Source organism: Pseudomonas sp. RA_5y_Pfl1_P24 (genome assembly GCF_963970945.1).
In the GTDB taxonomy this organism is placed as follows: domain Bacteria; phylum Pseudomonadota; class Gammaproteobacteria; order Pseudomonadales; family Pseudomonadaceae; genus Aquipseudomonas; species Aquipseudomonas tritici.
The window spans coordinates 454,549-474,681 of record NZ_CAXAOJ010000002.1 but is presented as its reverse complement, the minus strand read 5'-3'; the positions used below and the strand labels follow the sequence as shown (position 1 = coordinate 474,681).

The 20,133-nt window shown below is 52.5% G+C and carries 15 protein-coding genes and 1 tRNA gene; 5 read left to right on the top strand and 11 right to left on the bottom strand.

Features of this window, described 5'->3' with window-relative positions; translation table 11 throughout:
- Positions 1-157: 157 nt before the first annotated feature.
- Positions 158-2,593 carry an SIR2 family protein gene (locus AACY30_RS04695; RefSeq protein ID WP_065910535.1) on the bottom strand — a complete coding sequence of 812 codons (2,436 nt, stop codon included), beginning with the start codon at positions 2,591-2,593 and terminating at the stop codon, positions 158-160.
- A 641-nt stretch (positions 2,594-3,234) separates the two neighbouring features.
- Here AACY30_RS04695 and AACY30_RS04690 point away from each other — a divergent pair.
- On the top strand, positions 3,235-4,062 hold the full coding sequence (locus AACY30_RS04690; protein WP_339539902.1) for a hypothetical protein: 828 nt from the start codon (positions 3,235-3,237) through the stop codon (positions 4,060-4,062).
- The gene (locus tag AACY30_RS04685) at positions 4,059-4,709 is read left to right on the top strand and encodes a hypothetical protein (RefSeq protein WP_339539900.1); all 651 of its coding nucleotides are present in this window, start codon (positions 4,059-4,061) and stop codon (positions 4,707-4,709) included. The genes AACY30_RS04690 and AACY30_RS04685 overlap by 4 nt, the downstream gene beginning before the upstream one ends.
- A 147-nt stretch (positions 4,710-4,856) precedes the next feature.
- Here AACY30_RS04685 and AACY30_RS04680 read toward each other — a convergent pair whose 3' ends face one another.
- Together AACY30_RS04680 and AACY30_RS04675 are read right to left on the bottom strand one after the other, a co-directional pair.
- A complete protein-coding gene (locus AACY30_RS04680) occupies positions 4,857-5,168 on the bottom strand; it encodes a hypothetical protein (RefSeq protein WP_339539899.1) in 312 nt (103 codons plus the stop codon).
- Between the two features lie 361 nt (positions 5,169-5,529).
- On the bottom strand, positions 5,530-5,940 hold the full coding sequence (locus AACY30_RS04675) for a hypothetical protein (RefSeq protein WP_339539897.1): 411 nt from the start codon (positions 5,938-5,940) through the stop codon (positions 5,530-5,532).
- A gap of 801 nt (positions 5,941-6,741) precedes the next feature.
- On the opposite strand from AACY30_RS04675, the gene imm45 reads away from it, so the two are divergent.
- Positions 6,742-7,077, top strand: a complete 336-nt coding sequence (gene imm45 / locus AACY30_RS27335) for an Imm45 family immunity protein (protein ID WP_445261412.1) — start codon at positions 6,742-6,744, stop codon at positions 7,075-7,077.
- Between the two features lie 279 nt (positions 7,078-7,356).
- Here the strand turns inward: imm45 and AACY30_RS04670 are convergent, their stop codons facing one another.
- From AACY30_RS04670 to AACY30_RS04645, 6 genes are all read right to left on the bottom strand, one after another.
- Entirely contained in the window at positions 7,357-7,788 is a 432-nt protein-coding gene (locus AACY30_RS04670; RefSeq protein ID WP_247404260.1) for a tetratricopeptide repeat protein, read from the bottom strand.
- An 810-nt stretch (positions 7,789-8,598) separates the two neighbouring features.
- Complete coding sequence (locus AACY30_RS04665) at positions 8,599-9,876, bottom strand: McrC family protein (RefSeq protein WP_339539880.1); 1,278 nt, start codon at positions 9,874-9,876, stop codon at positions 8,599-8,601.
- On the bottom strand, positions 9,873-11,906 hold the full coding sequence (locus tag AACY30_RS04660) for an AAA family ATPase (protein ID WP_339539913.1): 2,034 nt from the start codon (positions 11,904-11,906) through the stop codon (positions 9,873-9,875). The genes AACY30_RS04665 and AACY30_RS04660 overlap by 4 nt, the downstream gene beginning before the upstream one ends.
- Positions 11,907-12,281: 375 nt before the next feature.
- Complete coding sequence (locus tag AACY30_RS04655) at positions 12,282-13,145, bottom strand: ParA family protein (protein WP_339539878.1); 864 nt, start codon at positions 13,143-13,145, stop codon at positions 12,282-12,284.
- Positions 13,146-13,226: 81 nt separating this feature from the next.
- A tRNA-Asn gene (locus AACY30_RS04650) sits at positions 13,227-13,302 on the bottom strand.
- A 60-nt stretch (positions 13,303-13,362) separates the two neighbouring features.
- Positions 13,363-14,259: a LysR family transcriptional regulator gene (locus tag AACY30_RS04645; protein ID WP_339468281.1), complete on the bottom strand. Its 897-nt coding sequence runs from the start codon at positions 14,257-14,259 to the stop codon at positions 13,363-13,365.
- A gap of 100 nt (positions 14,260-14,359) precedes the next feature.
- On the opposite strand from AACY30_RS04645, the gene lldD reads away from it, so the two are divergent.
- Both lldD and AACY30_RS04635 read left to right on the top strand, forming a co-directional pair.
- Positions 14,360-15,502: an FMN-dependent L-lactate dehydrogenase LldD gene (gene lldD / locus AACY30_RS04640; protein ID WP_339468280.1), complete on the top strand. Its 1,143-nt coding sequence runs from the start codon at positions 14,360-14,362 to the stop codon at positions 15,500-15,502.
- A 305-nt stretch (positions 15,503-15,807) separates the two neighbouring features.
- Positions 15,808-16,734, top strand: coding sequence for a GGDEF domain-containing protein (locus AACY30_RS04635; protein WP_339539875.1), 927 nt, complete (start codon positions 15,808-15,810; stop codon positions 16,732-16,734).
- 72 nt (positions 16,735-16,806) lie between these two features.
- On the opposite strand, the gene AACY30_RS04630 is transcribed toward AACY30_RS04635, so the two are convergent.
- Positions 16,807-17,574, bottom strand: a complete 768-nt coding sequence (locus tag AACY30_RS04630; protein WP_445261414.1) for a TenA family transcriptional regulator — start codon at positions 17,572-17,574, stop codon at positions 16,807-16,809.
- An 80-nt stretch (positions 17,575-17,654) separates the two neighbouring features.
- On the bottom strand, positions 17,655-20,117 hold the full coding sequence (locus AACY30_RS04625) for an EAL domain-containing protein (RefSeq protein WP_339468276.1): 2,463 nt from the start codon (positions 20,115-20,117) through the stop codon (positions 17,655-17,657).
- Positions 20,118-20,133: the final 16 nt, after the last annotated feature.

The window sequence follows — 20,133 nt, the reverse complement described above, 5'->3', positions numbered from 1 at the left end:
GCCACGCATTAGAACGGCTACCGCTGGCGACCTCGGTTGGAGATTACGAAGCGCTGTTGCCGTGGAACTGCTCGCCGGTATCGCCCAGCTAAGCGCTCTACCCATCTTGTAGTCGGTGGGGTTTATGGAGCGCTTACAAAACACCAAGATTGAGTGATTAATCATTTTCAGCGTCTGTATCAGCTATCGATCCGTAATCATGGCCTGAAATTTTTCTCTGATACTGAATAATCAACCCAGTTATGTCTGGGTCGCCTATTCGCTCCTCAGCAAGTCTCAGCTTACCCATCGCCTCATTGAATACCGACATATCTTTGGTTTTTTTGAAAACTTCTATACCTACATCACAGAAGATACGCATTATATCTTTATTATCCTTATATCGATCTACGGCATAGCTCGCGAGCGCGCGAGCCTTATCCAAGATGGCTATGCGATCCTCGTCAAGGATGCCGGGCGTCCTTTCAGCGCGCGCCAGCAAAAGCATGATTTTGAATCGGTGTACTGGTCCATCCGCTTTAAAATCATTCTCGAAGAGACGAATTTCTGTATCCGCCTTTTCAATCTCATTTATATCGATAAGATTCCGGATCAAGCGATGGCGAGGGACCCGCTCACCAGGTGCGATCGAAATCATCTTCCTCAGCAGCTTATTGCGAACATGTTTGTCAGGAATCCGGTTGATACCTTTCTCGAACCCGCACAACTGTCGGATGGTACGAATTTCGACATCATAAGTCGGGACGATATTATCAATCACCTTTTCAAAAAGTGAAAAATACTCCTTAATATCCGTCATTTTGTATTGGGAGATAATATCTGTGATAACCGGATGTCGTCCCTTCCACCCATAGATTCCATCTTTTTCGCTGATCACATACTCATGAATGATGTCTACGAGATTTGTTAACGAAGCAGTCACGTTCTGCGCGGGAATGCCCAATAGTCTAATAACTAATTGCCGGTGAACATTTATACCTGAACTTTCCATTGCTGCGACTAACCGATAGACTTCTCGATAGTCCTCCGGCAGCGATGCAAACTCACGCAAGACAATGTCATCAAACTTTTCAGACGCAAAAATGTTTTTCAAACAGACAAATGTATCTGATTCGCATCGAACCATAAGACGACGTTTTCTCTCAGCCCGCGAGAAACCAGAGAAATTATTTTCAACGAGTGGTTTAAGATCTGGATTGGTATCCACCAAGGTGAGTAGTTCATCCACCTCATTATAATCAAGACCCTTTAGCACGTACTGTTTGCCACGCTTAAAAATATTCGGTGTTTTGACGCGTGGATTCCACTGATTACGTGCGGAAACCAAGATTAACTTTAAGTTCTTGTTTTCCTCACTGACCAGTAGGTCGACTAGTGAGTTCACCTCATTCATATGAATGTGAGCATCATCTACAAACAATATGCCTTGCTCATTCTTGTTTTTTAGGTAAGTTGCTACTTCAAGCCAATGGCTGTACAGCAGCGTGTGATCGCGTTTATGCTCCCATGCGTGCCAGCCCCTCATATTCTGAGCATGCATCACTTGCTTTGCCAGTGTTGTCTTACCCGTTCCACTTGCGCCCAAAATGACTATACTGGATATTTCTTCTTTATCTAGTTCAGATTGAATAAGTGGGCATTGCGTCCTGCGAAACGTTAAGTTTGCAGATATGTCTGCATATGATGCGGGCCACCCATTGAACATTGCACTCGCATCTTTACAACTACTTCTGATCTCATGAGCGACATCCTTCGTCACCGGGCGCAGTACATGAGAATAGTCCAATGGGTCGCCCGTGGACGCATATGTTGTCGACACCTCTGCATTTTTCATTAATTCGACAAAAAAATCGTCCAACCCGCCGAAGGCAACCTTTATACCGCGACGTTCGTGCAATAAAGCTCGATTTTCATCCGGGGTGTAGAGCAAAAGGTATATTGTAGCTGGATTGTGACTCTTACTGTTAATATCTAAAGCTTTGGTGACAAGTTCCTTAATATGAGGATCCGCAAGTGAATAGCCGATGACCACTAGGTCTGAACCGGCTAGATCCAGCCTCAAAGACTCATACAAGTGTTCTCGATACTCGCTAGTAAGATCATAGTCATTCTCAGTGATGACTATTCTGCTGTGGACCCCATCGACTTCATCTTTCTCAATTGAACCATGCAGCTTAAATAACTTTGTAGCTTCGGGAACTCTTTGAAGGGTGAAGTCGAAATTAGAGGAAGTGACAGATAACGGGCGATCCTTTTTCGAATACGATTGTTCTATGAGATTATCGTAATTTGTGGTGTAAATGTTTTTCCATTCATAGAGCGGGAGATTTAGTAGACTACCGGTTGCCGTTAGGTTCTTGAATGGAACACGTAAGCATTCGATCATTTCCTTTCGAGAGCGCTTTTGCTCTGCCAAACTGGTTATCTCGCTTAACGAATATCCTTCACTGGATAAGCTAAACTTCGATGAGAAAATCTCTATTAATTTCGATACTGACGGAGCACCGGATGGAAGCGAAGAACCTGCGCCAAAAAAAAGCACCGTATTACTGGGGTTGATTCTCTTCGTTAAATCGGCAAGCGAAATACTCATCTCAAACTCCCTTTCGAACTACATCATCATCATGCGAATAACCAATTTAAACGAGGGGCACGGCATTGCCGAAGCATTGTGCCACCACCCGCTCAGTAGATACCATCCCTACGCTCTGTACGAAATCCTTTGAAGCCTAGATACCACCCTCTGAACCTCTGATTTTCTTAGGCCCAGGCCTTTTCAGCACGGGTTTCACCCATGCCCTAAACGTGCGAGCCATCCCATCAACACTGGGAATTAGTCGCAGATAAAGGTCATAACCTTGAGCTACTCTGATGTGGACACTACTGAATTTGCCCATCCCCCTCATGAACCTCATGCATGGAAGACATTCCAATCTGTTGCGTTGACCGGTTGAATCCAAGGCCGTTTTTAGCCGTGCGCGCCCGGCTGAAAACGGCCATAGCAATCCTAGCGCCGACTCTCGCGGTTTACTTCGCTAGTGTGAGGGCTCGAATCGCTCGACAATGGATAGACTGTTGCGGGGCGGTTAGGTGTTGGCAAAGGAGATGGCAGTAACCAGATAGAGTTTTTCGCCGGTGACGGATATGCACGCTGATTGAGCCGGATAGATCAGCCTTAACCTGAGGCTCGTCAGTCTTACTGAATAACCGAAGCGGGCCTAGCTGAGACTCCCTATGCTCACTAGCCAAGAAGAGAGCAATCCGCGACTATTGCGATCTACTCCTGTAAGCGAAGCCAATGGAATGCTCCACTCCTTTTCCCACGGAAAAAGTCATCTTTACAGACGCTATCTTGGACACCGCGAAGTAGGTGAAAAACGAGTGTGTGAAGAAGATGAGATAACTTCTTTGCTCATGGGCCCACTGGATTACATGCCACCTGAAGCCAGTGGCTCTTTTTGGAGAGCGTTAATTGAGCGCGATATCAGAGAGGACTTGGTATTTCCTGCGGGCCCCATCAGCCGCGTTCAGATGGATTTTTGGCAGCTTCGAACAGTAGAGCCAGATCTCCTCGTCGAGCTGCATTGGCAGACAGGAGAGCGCCGCATCTTGCTGGTGGAATTCAAATGGAATGCACCGTTAAGCGGTAATGATCAGTTGCACCGGCAATGGAACGAATATCTGACTCACGCCGAGCGCGAAGTTGCGCACCACGTTTTCATTGCACCCGAGATCAGTGCAGGCCTAAATGCCATCGGTCAAGAAAACATCTGGAAAGGCCGTTTGATCCTAAGATCTTGGATCAGTGTTCTCGACGTATTGAACAAATTGGATTATTCAAGCGATGCAGGACTAAAAAAATGGAATCTCCATGTGACTACTCTTCTCAAGAAACTGGGCATCAGTCGCTTCCAAGGATTTAGACACATCACACCACCATCCTTGCTTGAAAAATTACCATTGTTCTGGAGCCCCATAAACGGCTTCATGGAATTGGAACCTCCCGCCTGCCCTAAGCTAGCAACTTCGTTGCCCACATTCATTTGGAGTTCAGAACAGTGACAGCCCCCACGAACATTGGTAAGTCGATTACAGAAGCTATTCGATTTGTTTCTCGACTTGGCGCTGAATGTGAACGCCTGACTGAGCTGATCAAGGAAGAATTGAGCCGTGCGTTATTGGTTCCGGAAATCGCCAAGCGCTACAAGGCAGGAGGTAAATGGATCGATACCCGCAGGACTGATGAGAGTGAGTGGGTGTATATCGAGCTAGGAACTTCTCTGCCGATCATTTCCAAACCGAAACGGTCAACGGGTAGTTATCTTGTAGTTCAGATCAGTCTTACAGGCGAGGGAATCAATGCGGAAGACAACCAAGAACCACTGCTGCATATAGGCCGCTGGAGCGGCCCAATTAACTTCGAGGAAATACAAATGGGGTTTCCCCTCGATCTAGACCATGAATACGACTTGGTTCTTGAGGGTGAACGCCTGTTTCGCTGGGTGCACACGCAGTACGAGAACGAATGGTGCTACAGCCTACGCCTAACTGATATCAACAGCCCGATCGATGTTCAACATCACATCATCAATCCCACAAAAGCGTTGCTGTTAGGGAACAGTGCAACTGAGGCGCTATCCGGTACTGCTGCAGTGAGGTATTCCCGAGTGGATTATAAAGACGGGCAATACAGAGCCTTGCCTCGCTGATCGATTACTGAGGTAGAACGATTTAAATTTATGTAAATTAGACCACGAGGTGTTGATCATTTGAATGGCCGCAATGGGACAATTCACTGCCTGCCGTGACCGGCAAAAAACCGCGCAGAAGCCTCCCCGAAAGCTAATGCTGAGCGATCACTCATCAAACAAGGTCCAGCCATGGCAAATACCGGCGAAGTCTTTTGCCGTAAAAAATAATGTCAGCTCCTCTGGGTCAAATTTTTTGTAGAGCCAGTGACCGGGAAGTGGGCCTCTGGTTATCACGTATTCCAAGCGGTATTTTTGTACAGGTCCAAAACTGAAGGACCGTGAGTTCAACTCAAACCTGTCACCTCTGTTGAGCTCCCATAGCTTTTCAACAAGGCCATCATCAAGCACCACCTCTCCCGCTATCTGAATGAGATACTTTGAATGAAGTTTCTTTTGAAGCCTAATCCTTCTGGCCATACATCAACCTCCCTATGAGCAGTCCGGGTATCGACATGATAATACTGGAATATGTTGATGACCGCTTCGGGTCGGTTCTGGTTTTTGCGACCGGCTACAATCGGCCGATTATGTTGAAAAAGTCGGCCATGGTTTGCGCATCAGAAAAGTATGCGTCCGAGATTGAAATCTTTACTTTTGGCAGAGGCTTCCGGACTCGGATTTCACGTAGCAGCGTGCAAAAAAGGGATTTTCACCGGTCAATGATCAGGCAGTTTGGGCAGATCGACTTTTTCAACAGAATCGGCCAGAAGCGGCCACTCGGCGTGTCTACGAAACTAGGGTCGATTCAGGCAATTATTCGCAACTATGTCGCCGCTAATTAGCGCATCCCAATATACGGATCTGATACAGAGCTACCCAACTCGGATAACGCGAGTGAAATCTCATTAAACACCTCCGGTGACACGTCTTTAGGCGAGCGAGAGGCTAGGAAAGTATTGATCGCTTCAAGCCCTAAGCTCGCCGTAATGCTAATAACCTCTTCAGCCTGCTCCAGATCATGACCATTCCATAAAGACAACAAGCAATGTTCAATTCGCTCTCTGAGACTATCGTCTAACAAACTATAGGTATGCCACTGTCGCTCACTCAATTGCACCAATGACTTTATAAGCGCCGCGCTGCCGTTTTTTTCAGGTTCGAACTCATCCAACAACTCTGCAAACGCCGTTTCAAGTTCCTCCTTGGTCATGAAATCTGGCAGCGACGCATAATATTCAACATTTTTCATGCTTAGAAATCCACAGGTATATGCATTGTATTCGAAGGCCTCCGGTAAAGCACGCCGTCTTGACCCAGCAATTTATTTCCTATTTTTATTTGCGCGGTCCATCCAGCTCCCGAGTTCGACCCTACATGATTCATGGCAGCGTTCGCATCCGGAGCATGCCACTTTATCTCGACCCGCTAACCATTCAACGTGTATTGTGAATCGCTCCGGATTTCTTGGACAGTGAGCGACTGCTTTTGGTCGATTCTGTTGAAAAAGTCGGCTTCGAATTCCACGCCAGAAAAGTACGCACCTGAGATTGAAATCTGAATTTTTGGCTGAAGGTTCAGTGCTCGGATTTCACGTAGCAGCGGGCAACAGGGGTGTTTTCATCCATCAATATTCGAGTGTTTTATGAAAACCGACTTTTTCAACACAATCGGCCGGTTAGCGACCGTCGCTCTGATTAGCCATCCTTGTCTTTCCACACGTGGATAACCTTCCAGGCGGTCAGTCAGCTTCTGATTTCGAGAAAGGGTTGGTTAGCTTGCCTCCTGGGGAGCGAGTGGCGACTGTAAAGACCACTGCCAAGGAAGTAGCTGATTCGCTTGGGTGGAAGAAAGATAGCCGTCTCAGTAGGATGAATTCGAGAGAAGTTTTTGTCGGTGGTGATGGTTTTATGCACTCGGTTGATACCCAGCATGGTAGATTCGGAAAGTTAAATGGTAGGAGCGGAGCGCATATGGGAGATGTTAAGTCCGATCTTAGTCCTGTAGATAACTAAAAAGACTCTTCTGGTGGTCATGATCTGAGGATTAAGTAATGGCATGTGTGAAGCTGGTTGAGTATGCAGGTGAGCTGATTTCGCGCGGCTATATATTTAGACTGCCAGCAAGTTGGCCGTATGAAAGTGTTGTGGATTTCATGGTTGTTGATCTCCCGGATGAGAAATTTGGGCACTCTTTGGTCGTTGCGTCTGGAAATAAGTCAGGGTTGATGCTCATTCAGCTCCCTATCGAAAGTCGTGCTCCTGGTCACGGGATTTCGACAAGTTGGCTGATTGATAACTGGAGTAAATGGGTGTACCCGGAGTGTGATGTGAACGATGTTTTCTTATATGAGAGGTCGGCTGCTCCTAGTTGGGTAAGCACCGCTTGAAAGTAGTGCTTGTATGTGTGTGGACGGCTTTTGGTTTCGCTTTGCTACGGTGGAGGGCTTGGGGGTAGATGTCTTCGAATGGTGCTTTGAATCGCCCCGAGTTTCATAGCTGCTTTCGAGCCTCAGGGATACCAGCCCAGTCCCAGTAAGACTGTCCGCTTTTGGCCGATTGCTGCCCGTCACTAGCGGCAGAAATCGGCCAATCGCGGCCTCTCGAAAACGGCAGTTATCGGCCAATTATTGCCGCCGTCGAGCTTTTGTTATCGGCTGTTCCGATTTTTAAATCACGGCCCGCGTTTTTAGAAACGCGAAATACTTGGGGTCGTCGTTGTCAAAAATCTCATCTCCAGCCGCCATGTATGCTCGCATAAGTTCATCGGCGGCTCGATCAGTTTCCTCTTTCTCGTAAAGTGCTTGGCCCAAACGCAAATGCAAAAATGGATTGCCGACTGCATCGGGACAAGTCATCGCATACTCAAGGGCCTCTTTTGCGGAGGTAAAGAATCCTCCCTGAAAACAGGCATCGCCGATAGCGGCAAGCACCCATGTCGCCGCTTCCCAGTTATTTTTGGGTTCTGGAATCAACTCCCACGCTAGGTTGTACTGACCGATGGCAGCCGTGAAATCACCGCCTTCCAGATGTTCATCACCCAATTGGCAAAACGCCTTGATCTGCTCATGGGTCAAGTCATCCAATTCGAAAGTTTCCATCTGAACTCCCTGTCTATAAGGCTCAACCGCGTGAGCCGCCGATTTTGCAACCAAGCTGGGCGATAAACAATCGTAAAAATCACGACGATATATAGGCCAGCTAACGGCCGATGGCCGCCTGTCGTGAGGAGCAGGGCGTCGCTGTATGGACTCATGTCGGTACAAAATTGGTACGCAGCTATCAGGTCGGCTCTGTAGGGCAAGTAGTACGTGGCCTACAGGATTAGCAGTTCCAATCCATCACCGAAAAGGCTGATGTTTTTCGCTCATGACCGGCAGCAGTCGACCCAAAGCGGACGTTGTCACTGCACCCCGCGTCTAGTAAAAAGGTCATCTCCAGTTCTAGGCACTGAAACGAATTTATGACTACTGACTATGGTCAACGTGTTTGTAATCGATGCGGCGAATCAATTACTGCTTACTGTCCATCAATTGAGACGCTTGCGATCATCGGGGTTTTCCACGAGAAGGGTGATCAGGCAGTAGTAGATGAGATAGTCCGCCGAGAAAATATTGATCCTGATGTTGTCTGGGAATATTTCCGCCATCGAATGAGGCCTCTGTGCGAGCAAAAAATTGCCCGCTGCTCATTCTGCGGAGGGCAGTTGAGGACTTGGCGTGCGCGTCAATGCATGCACTGTTTTAGGGAGTGGCACTGACGCACAGTGATTATCGAGCTGAATTTTTAGATTCTGAACTGCATTCTTACGACTTCTGACTTACCGCTATTGGCCGAAAGCCGTCTGTCAGGACCTAGATAGCAGGACCTAGTTTTGCCCCGCGTTCAAGATCGCTTGAGTACAATAACGCCTAACTAGTGAGCAATGGCAATGATGTTTGCTCAGAGTCGACCAGGCAGAGCTCGTGCAGATCAAATGGTAGAACGTGCAAATGTAAATTGTCATCGAAAGCAAACGGAGCGAGCGCCTCTGCAAAGGCAGAATGACTAGGATAAATCAGCACTAGCTGGCCCGCAGGCTGTTTCAAGTATTTTCGTCCATAGGCGAACAGTTGGTAGAAATCACTCTGGGACAGACGATAATTCTTATCTCGACATCTTGAGTCAATCAGCTTCCACTTGGTATCCAAAACCCACTGCAGTCCTCCTTGATGAATCAGAAAATCTGGTTCTAGACGGAACATTGAGTCGTTATCGTGCTGACAGAGGTATTCAGTGCGAGCTTGCGACCGTAAGGTAGCACCAGGCAACAGGCTCCCTCTCAACCAACCCTCGACGTATCGTTCGAACAACCTCTCCATCGGAAACAGTAGGCTTATGCCCTGCCACCGCCCTGCGACCGCAAACGGCATTTGCTCATTCAAAATTAACTCACACCAAGGTTTCACTGCACGGTAGTGCGCCATTAACCGCTCATTGCTCCAACTACGAAGGTCAGTCTCCGGACGACTGCTGGAAGGCACATCAACCAAAAGGCTGCGCAACTCGTGCGCCAGACGCCAGTTATCAGGATGTTGGGTCAGCTTGCACACACGCTCAAGTGCAAACTTGAGAACACGGTTCTCTGGCCGATCAGGCACAAATACGTCGTGACGGATCTGGAAACAGTGCTGCCGACCAGGTGGCTGGCGCATTTGGGCAACGACATTGAGTTGGCCGCGCAGGAAGTATTGCTCCTCCTCCACTCGCAGGTAGTCAGATCGCAAGCCACGCTTGATGAGATGGTCCAGCTCTGCGAGAAACTGCTCCATCACCCATTCTGTGAGTGGTGCATCGAACAATTCCAAGCTGGCGACAGATGTAGTCCTAGGCTTCAGATTCAATGCGTTCTGAATCATCCGGCATAGCAGTGCACGGCCTTTCTTCTCGCAATGATCGTGCTCAGTATGTTTGGGCAAGATTTCTAGCCGGGTACCACAGGGCGTTTCGACCACACCAACATAGCTGTCCCATTTCAGAGAGTGACGCCCTTCAACCTGCAACAGTCTGGCACCGCTCTTATTGAAACGCGCGCTCAGATCACACAACCAGTCGAATGCACTCACTGTCACCTGCGCTTCATCCAGTGAAGGCGTTACAGCGGCGGTAGTTAGCCGCCCATACTCTCGAATAGTGACGAGCAAAGTCACGAGCGAGCACTGTTCAACGCAGCAAGGACCGCGCGCCCTAGGGCACGAGTATTGTGGTCGCCACCCATTCCGTTGGTAGTACTCACCTGCAGAGCAGCAGCGATTTCCCTTAGAGCTGGTTTGGCAACGGCTAGCCGAGCGCTTCCTCGCAATACCTCAATAGAGCCTGTCTTCATCTCGCGGACAGTGAATTCGCCGTGAGCAGCCTCGCGCACTACCTCGGCAGTCAGGCTAAGAGCTTGGTGATCAATAATCCCAACGTAAGCCTCGACTCGGTCAAAAGCCTCTTCATTGACGCACCACGTCTTGCTGCCGGTCCCAACCTGAACATCATCACCGAAAAGCGCTTGCAAGCCTTTCGCCTGCTGGTAAACAAAGCAATCCTGCTCAGGCTTTCGATGATCATTCAGTACCCATTGAATGCGCTGCCAGTCATCGAAGAAATACTCCTGCAGCAGGGGCAAAATCTGGTTACGGAAGATCAGGCCGAGCAGCTCAGGTCGAGCATCGGACTTCAACGGCATGAAGTAAGCATGGCCCAGACAATGATCGCGATCCAGGAGCGCTTCAATACGTTGATTCATAACCCGCAGCATCTGACCGACGTTGACCCCGCCAACCAGCACGCCATCGAGCAGCTTAGGTCTGGGTGGCATTTCACGGAATACAAAGCGACGTCTCAGGGCAATATCAAGCCCCGCCAATGAACGGTCAGCTGTGTTCATGGTACCAATGATGTAAACGTTGGAAGGTACGCTGAAAGGCTTTTTCGAATAGGGTAAATCAACGCTCAGTGCCTCATCCGCACCCTCGCGCTTGGACGTTTCGATAAGCGTGATCAGCTCCCCAAAAATCCGAGAGACATTACCCCGGTTAATCTCGTCAATGATCAACACATGGGGCTTACCTTCATCCTGTGTTGCGACAAGAGGCACAGAAGGTACTACGCCTTGCCGCTCCAAATAGCTAAGCAGATCTGCCCAGCTGAAACGAGGCATCGGATAAACCGTCTTCAAGGTAAACTGATGATCATCATTGAGCGGCAGGATGGACTGATTGACATCTTTATACAGCCAATTCACCGGACGCACATGACAGTAGTTATTGATTACGCCAGCCGGTACCTGCGCCTCGTAACGATAATCGCCAGTGATCACACCCACCGCCCCTATTTGCGAAGCTGAGTGGATGCACAACACAATATCCCCGATCGCCATGCTTTGGGCAAAGTGCTCCAGCGTGCCTTTGTCGCCGGATCCCAGCTTTTGGTAGTACTCACTGTTTTCCAGGTCACCCATTAAGTCACCTGTATGTCCCCAGCCTACCCGCGCTTCGCCATGCTCCAAGCAATAGCTCTTGGTTGATGAACTCCCTGTGCCATTGATGGAGAGTTTCCAAATACGGGGGTTACTGCGAACTCCGGTTTCGGCTTGTACAGCTTGGGTACGCGCGGTATCACATAGGCGCTTGAAAACGCCTGGCTCTACCTTGTATTCGAGTTGCTTGTGTTCTTCGTTGCTCTCAGCTCTTAGCCCTTCAACAAAGTCTTCGTAACTGAAGCTCTGATGGAAAGTGACGAACCGAATGCGTTCGCCCTTGGCCAACTCGTCAAACCGCTCCTTCAACGCCTTACGATTCTGACGATTTTCCGCCAGCCACTGGGGGTCGAGAATCTCCAAGGCTGCCTCGATGGTGGTGTAGGTTTTCCCGGTACCTGGTGGCCCGTAAAGAATCTGATTGAGCGCAGGCTGCACCCTAAGGGCTGCACTCGCGGCAGTAGCAACCGATTCCCCACCTAGCTGAAGAAACGACTGATAATCCAACCACTGCTTAAGCCCACTTTGCACATTGCCGCTGTTACTGGCGCCTATGGCTGAGTGAATTCCTTGAGGCCCATATTCCTCGTAAAAACGGCGCAGATCGACAAGATCCGTGATCTGTAAAATATCTTCGCCGCAGTGCCCAGATACCGTTCTAACACCACTCAAATAATTATTGGCTGTGTTTACAGCCTTGCCGGACCGAATCATCCACTCCTTGAAACTCGTACCATCCGTAGATTTCAAAACGCTCACTCCAAAAGTCGATATTTAGTCCGGCAACCGGCCATGATGAGAGTGTCGGCCGCTCAGTTGGACAGAGACGCTACACAGGCCGTCTCATATAGTCCAGATGGGAGATGCAGCGTGGAGAACGCGATCGATCATATTGACCTGCTCCACTCTAGTCTTGAGAAACAATGTACTTCTCGAGCGCATCACTCAAGACACCACGCACGTGCTCACGTAGGTAAGCAGGTGCTAAAACTTGAATATCTGTATGCGTCCGGCCAAGTCATCTACCCAGCCCCGCAAAGCCAAGACATGGTGTGCACTTAAATTTAAGTGGACACCAGTTCTAGCCTTTTAAGCGGGTATTTCATGCAGCCAACACGCCGTTCCTATTCCAAGTCCTTCAAGGCCCAAGTCATTCAAGAGTGTGCACAGCCCAGCGCTTCGATTGCCAGCGTCGCGCTCGGCCAGCCGATGCGCTGGTATGCCCTCTGTTGCAGCGCGGCGAAAACTCACCGCAGCGGGAATCGTCGTCTCGACCATCTGAATTTTGGGGTGATCAGAAAAAGTCTCGGTCAACGTGTGGTAGATAAGATTTGCATCATTGGTTGCATCCAGTTTGTTGATCACGATGTTCAACACCGGTGTCACTGCACCCAATGCAGCCAAAGGCTCCAGGTCTCGATAGAGCTGGAGCATCCCTCGCTGAAACTCTCGAGCCGTCAACATATCGGGCGTGATGGGAGAAATAGCCACTTGAGAACCCAGCAAGGCCATCTCTAGCACGATGGAGCGAGCGCCCTGGGTATCGATCAAAATCAGATCAAAGTCTTGCGCAAAGGCCGGCATTAAATTCTTGAGACGAAGGCGTCCGTCAGCAGCGTGCAGTAACAAATTACTCAATAAATTGAAGGGATCATTTGACTTGATCAGCGACAGATTGGGGATGCAGGTTTGAGAAATGATTTGATCAGGCCGAGTCTCATTACTCGTGATCAACTGATAGGTACCGCCAGGTGCCTCGTGCGACAGGTTGTAAAACGAGGACAGTGACGGCTGATTATCAAGGTCAATGAGCAGGGTCCGAACACCTGCATCGGCACAGAACGCACCTAAATTGGCGCCGACCGTGGTTTTACCCGGCCCGCCTTTGGTTGAAACGACTGCAGCGACTTTCATGGAGCTTCCCTCATAATCGTAGGATTTGAGACGCTTCATGCTGGTCACGCTGTGCGCTTTGATCACCCCGGAGAAATCCAAGGCAAAAAAAAGCCTGCATCTCTGCAGGCTTTCTCTATCTGGCTCCACGACCTGGACTCGAACCAGGGACCCAATGATTAACAGTCATTTGCTCTACCAACTGAGCTATCGCGGAATGCGCCGTATGTTACTGATTGAAAAGGAGAAGTCAAGCTTTCTATGGCACTCGCTGAGATTAAAACGGATGGCCGGTTGAGTCTGCGTGCTCGCTGGCCATCTCCAGCCAGGCCAGGGCGGCGGGTGGTAAGTGAGCGCTGGCTCGCCAGGCCAAGGCGATGTGCCAGTCGGTGTGGGGTTCGTCCAAGGGGATCAGGGCGATGCCCGCGTGTTGATGTTTGTGCGCCAGCATGCGCGGCAGGAAAGCCACGCCCAAACCGGCGGCGACCAGGTCGACGATGAAGTCGATCTGGCCGCTGCGCGCCGTCACCTTGGGGGTGACGCCTTTGCGTTCGCACGCGGCGAGAATTTTGGCGTTAAGGGCGAAGCCGGCTTCAAACAGGATGAAGGGTGAATCCGCCAAGTCGGTGAAGTCGATGCGTTTGCGCAGGGCCAATGGGTGGCTGATGGGCAACACCGCGATCAGTGGTTCATTGCGCACGGGTTGGCAATCGAAGCCTTCATCCACCGGCAGCAGCAGCGCCGCCAGGTCGACCTCCCCCGCTTCCAGGCACTCGCGCAGTTTTTTGCTGCCGTATTCGGTGAGTTCGATGTCGATGTCCGGATAGCGACTGCGGTAGGTGGCAAACATCGTCGCGAACAACACGCCGCAGCCCACAGGCGGCAAGCCGATGCGTAGCACGCCACGCTTGAGGCCGCGCAGGTCGTTGATCTCGGCCACCAGGTCGTTGTGCTCGGCGAGCAGCACCAAGGCGCGGCGGTAGGCAATGTCGCCGGCGGCGGTGAGTTCGTTGCGGTGGCCGAGACGGTTGAGCAACGGCGTGCCCAGCTCGTCTTCGAGGGTCTTGACCGCCTTGCTCACGGTGGATTGGGTCAGGGACACCACCTCGGCAGCCTGGGAGAAGCCACCTTGGCGCACCACTTCGACAAAGGTACGCAGTGTTCTCAGGTTCATCGGTATTCCTTTGGCGACTGGCCAGCAGTGATAAAAGTTGTTTTTATCATGCCAGATATTTGCCTATCCTGATCCGCCCTGGCTTGTGGAGACACTGTTCATGATCATCTCGTCCGCCTCCGACTACCGCGCAGCCGCCAAGCGCAAGCTGCCGCGCTTCCTGTTCGACTACATTGACGGCGGCGCCTACGCCGAACACACGATGCGCGCGAACAGTTCGGACCTGGCCGAGATCAGCCTGCGCCAGCGCGTCCTGCGCAATGTGGATAACCTGAGCCTGAAGACCACGGTGTTCGGCCAGACACTGGACATGCCGGTGATCCTCAGCCCGGTGGGCCTGACCGGCATGTATGCGCGACGCGGCGAAGTGCAGGCCGCCAAGGCAGCGGAGAACAAAGGCATCCCGTTCTGCCTGTCGACGGTATCGGTGTGCCCAATTGAAGAGGTGGCGTCGCAAAGTGCGCAGGCGATCTGGTTCCAACTGTATGTGCTCAAGGACCGTGGCTTCATGCGCAACGCACTGGAACGAGCGCAGGCGGCCGGCGTCACGACGCTGGTATTCACTGTGGATATGCCCACGCCCGGCGCGCGCTACCGCGATGCCCACTCGGGCATGTCCGGGCCCTTCGCAGCACAGCGACGCATGTTGCAAGCTGTCACCAAGCCGCAATGGGCCTTTGATGTGGGGTTGATGGGCCGCCCGCACGACCTTGGCAATATCTCCAAGTACCTAGGCAAACCCACCCACTTGGAAGATTACATCGGCTGGCTGGCCAACAACTTCGACCCGTCGATCAGTTGGAAAGACTTGGAGTGGATCCGCGAATTCTGGAAGGGCCCGATGATCATCAAGGGCATCCTCGACCCACAGGATGCCAAGGACGCGGTGAGTTTCGGCGCCGATGGCATCGTGGTTTCCAACCATGGTGGTCGTCAATTGGATGGCGTGCTGTCCACCGCTAAAGCCTTGCCACCGATTGCCGATGCGGTGGGCGACGACCTTACGGTGCTGGTCGACTCCGGCATCCGTTCCGGGCTGGACGTGGTGCGCATGCTCGCCCTGGGTGCCAAAGCCTGCCTGCTGGGTCGCGCCAGTGCCTACGCGCTGGCCGCCGATGGCCAGCACGGCGTGGAAAACCTGCTGGACATCTTCGCCAAGGAAATGCGCGTGGCCATGACCCTCACGGGCGTGACGTCGATTGACCAGATTGACCAAACCACCTTGGTTGGCCAACACCTTTAAAACGGGTACCCATCAGCCAAATAACCGGCGTGATTATTCAACGACTGTTTCTACCGATAGGAATAGTCGTTGTTTTATAAGAACATTTAATAATGTTAAACCATTTGGCACGAATATCGCTCTAACCTCTCCAAGCAGGTTAAGCGATGACAAGACGTGCGGTGGTTCCCTGGGGTTATAACCCAGTAAAAAGCGGTCTAAACTGTAACCAATGTTTTACGGAACTGAAGGAACAGTTAGACGCTTGGCACTCGCCACTCTCATCGAGCCTGTAAGACAGCTAAGAGCTTAGAGGCCGATTGCTCATGAAAACACCTACCCAGACCAACGCAATTGACTTCGACAGTGCCAAATTGCAGCGCCTGGGGTTTGGTCAGCCATCCCTCGTCCCACACCGTCCCACCACTATCAGCCAACTTCGCCAGCAACTGGGCCTGCAACTGCAAACCAGCCTGGAGCCGGAGCGCATCCTCGGTGTTTTCTTCCGAGAGATCCAACGCCTGGTGCCTCTGGACGCCCTGCAATACCGCCATCAAGCCAGCGACCTGCGCCTGGAGTTCGGCCATCGCGGTCACCATACGGTGAGCTATAGCCTGAGCCATGAAGGCGAGCACCTCGGTGAATTAATCTTTCGCCGCAACCAGCGCCTGGTGGAAGAAGAACTGGGCCAGCTCGAATCCCTGCTGGCCACCCTGCTCTACCCGATGCGCAACGCTCTGCTCTACCGTGCCGCCACCCGCAGCGCCCTGCGCGACCCGTTGACCGAGACCGGCAACCGCATTGCCATGGACCAGACCTTGCAACGGGAAATCGACATGGCGCGCCGGCATCTGAGCCCGCTGTCCTTGCTGATGCTCGACATCGACCACTTCAAGGTCATCAACGATACCCACGGCCACACCGCCGGCGATACGGTGTTGCGCGCCGTCGCCGCAGCGATAAAGAGTCAATTGCGCAACGTGGACATGGTGTTTCGATTTGGCGGGGAAGAGTTTCTGATCCTGCTGTCCAACACCGGCCGAGACGCGGCGGCAATGGTCGGCGAACGCCTGCGCCAAGCGGCACAGACCCAGGATTACCGGGTGGATGGAGAGCGGATCGAATTGACGGTGAGCCTCGGTTGTTCGACCTTGCTGGCGGCAGAATCTGCCGAAAGCCTGCTGCGACGAGCTGACAGCGCGTTGTACGTGGCCAAGCGCGAAGGCCGCAACCGCTTGGCGATGGCGGGGTAAGCCCTAACCGTTAAAGTCGAATGACATAACGGTGGCGAGGGAGCTTGCTCCCTCGCCACATTACCTACTGCATCAGGCTTCGCTGGCGACCCGCGCCTGGCGCTCACGCACCAAGGCTGGCGCCTTCTCTTTCTCCAGGCGCATGCAACTTTCCAGGAAGAGATACATGTAGTCGTAGCTCTTGCACACGGCTTGGCGCAGCTCTACCTGCAATTGCTGGGTCGGGTTCATGCCGGCCAGGGTGCAGATGATTTCCAGCGCCTCCCACGGGTGGGCGTCATCGTACTGGGCGTGCATCTTCAGCCACTTCATCGCGCGCTTGCGCTCTTCCTCTGGGAAGGCCGCTGCGTAGACGCCGGTAGAACACACCACCGCAGACCATTCCCCCGTCGCCCCCTCGATTGCGTAGTTGGTCGCGGCAATCGCCACGATCAGCGAATCGGCAGAGCTAGTGTGCCAGCACCAATGGCTCAGTGCGTGCAGCTCCGGCGGCACATTCTGGGCCTGCAAGTCTTCCAGGCTCACGCCGTGAGCACGGGCCCAATGCACCCAATAGTCGGCATGGTTGAGTTCCACGCGAATATTGCGCATCAGCCAGCGGCGCGCCATGTCCTCCCCCGGATGGCGGGCAAATTTGGTCTTGGTGAGGTTCTGTGCCATGTACAAGGCAAACTGTTCCACCACAGGCCAGCCACCGATCAGGTAGTGGCGCATGGTCTTGGCGCTGAGCGTGTTATCGCGCATGCGCTGGTACAGTTCGTGTTCGACAACGCGACGCTTGCTCTCGCTACAGTCCTGGATCAGTTTTTGTGCCCAGGCGGGATAACTCGAGGCTTCCATAAGCGGGCCGGTTCTGTTGAATGTGTCGATCACTGTTTAAGGCTCCTTTTTAAGTGTGATTGTACAGACCAGCGAATGTTTCAGCGGAATGTGCCAGGCGCCTTGAATAACAGGGGCTGCGGCCGCACAGGTCGACACTGCAAGCTATCAAAGGTAAACAATTGCGGTCGTTCAATCAGGTAGCCCTGAGCGTAATCAACACCAATGTCGAGTAGTGCCTGTTCGATTTGCGGTGTCTCGACAAATTCTGCAATTGTGCGCTTACCCATGACATGGCCGATGTGATTGATCACTTCGACCATCGCGCGGTTAATCGGGTCGTCCAGCATATCCTTTACGAAACTTCCATCGATCTTCAGGAAGTCTACAGGTAAATGTTTGAGATAAGCGAATGAGGACATTCCGGCACAAAAGTCATCCAGCGAGAACTGACAACCTAAGGCTTTGAGTTCATTAATAAAACGGATTGCACTGCCCAGATTAGCGATCGCACTGGTTTCGGTAATTTCAAAACAGATCATGCCGGGCGGAATATTGTAAGTATGAAATTTCTCACGTAAAAATCCGAGAAACTCATCATCACCAATAGTTATACCTGACAGATTGATCGCACACACGGCCATAGGGCGGTTCGGACGCTCCTGCAGGCAACGGGCGATGATCTTGAACACATTCTCCACCACCCAACGGTCCAGGGACGTCATCAGACCGTAACGCTCGGCCGCAGGGATAAAGCTGTCAGGCAAGATGATGCGGCCGGCCTCATCATGCAGGCGCAGCAGGATTTCGATATGCCCATTGCCCGCATCGGTCTGTCCCAGGGGCGAGATTTCCTGGGCGTAGAGGCAAAACCGATTCTCTTCCAAGGCCATGTGCAGGCGCTGCACCCAGGCCATCTCGCCAAAGCGCAGGGACAATTCCGAATCATCGGCGTGGTACACCTGCACACGGTTGCGACCTTTCTCCTTGGCCATGTAGCACGCCATGTCGGCGGCGCGCAGCGAGGTTTCCAGGGTGGTTGGGGTTTGCCCAAGGTGCACCAGGCCGACGCTGACAGTGGTCATGAACGGCCGGCCCTTCCACACAAAATGCAGGCTCTGCACAGTATGGCGCAGGCTCTCGGCGATTTTTTCCGCCACGACCGCCGGGCAGTTTTCCAGCAAAATGCCGAACTCATCCCCCCCCAGGCGCGCCAGGGTGTCGCCCTCGCGCAGGTCCGACTGCAGCAACGCGCAAATATGTCGCAACAGTTCATCACCTGCCGCATGACCACAGGTGTCGTTGACCAGCTTGAACTGGTCCAGGTCAAGAAACATCAATGCATGCCGCCCGCCGTCCTGCTGCCCTGCTGGGTGCAGCACCTGTTCCAGGCGGAATTCGAATTCGCGGCGGTTGGCCAGGCCAGTCAGGGCGTCATGGGTTGCCTGCCAGGACAGGTTGGCGATGTATTGGCGCTCTTGGGTCATGTCATGCAACACCAGCACCGCCCCCGTGACCTTGCCGTCGCTGCGGATCGGCGCCCCCACCAGGGTTACCGAGACCGTGCTGCCATCCAGCCGCTGGATGGTCTTTGAATGCTCGCTGCCGCCGCTGAGCTGGCCCTTGACAATATGTTCGATCAGGGTAAACCCGTCGGGCTCGGCATCGTCATCCAACAAGTTGAACAGTGCTGCCAGCGGCAGTCCCTGAGCCTGGGCCGAATGCCAGTGCGTCAGCGCCTCGGCTGCCGGGTTCATATAGGTAATGGCACCGTCGACGTCGGTGGTGATCACTCCATCGCCAATCGACTCCAACGTGATCTGCGCTCGCTCCTTCTCCTGTTGCAGGGCGTTGGCGAAAGCGTGGCGCTGGGCCAGCAACTTATGCGTGCGCAACAGCGCCAGCGCAATCAGGCCAAGGGCCGTGGCCAGGTTGGTAATCAGCAGCAGCCGCAGGATCATCCGCGAGCCTTCGCCCAACGCATCGCTGAAGGCCTTGGCAGCTGGCGTTACGCCTTCATTGATCGCGATGATATGCGCCTTCCATTGCCGCACGTCGTGGGCGCTGACTTGGTCGCGGATGATTGCGCCGTGCATCTCCTGGGCCAGGCCATCGAGTTGCACCAGGTAGCCATCGCCCACGGTCCACAACTCGATGGCTTTTTCCAGGTAGCTGAAGTGACGAAAATTGAGGTACAGCCAAATCAGGCTCGATACGTCATCCGGGTGGTTGCCCCCCTTGAGAATGCCCAGCCGCGCAGCCGTAAGATCAGGCGTAGGACGATCGAGGGCGATGCGCAGCTCATGCCCGCCCTGAGGCACGGCTATGGCCTGCTTGTATCTGAGGTACGTGGCTTCGTCACGGTTGTCAGCGTAGAGCGTGAGGTAGTAGATGGCGTCTTTTTGGCCCTTCGACCACAGGCTCTCGCCGGCCACATAGCCGCGCACAGCTGAAAGCATGAAAAGACTGACACAGCCCAACAATGCCTGAAACAGCACCACGGCGATGAAAGGCCACACAATGCCCAACAGCCTTGGCGTTCCGAAAGTACGCTTTTGCTTCATGAAGTCCCTTGCACAT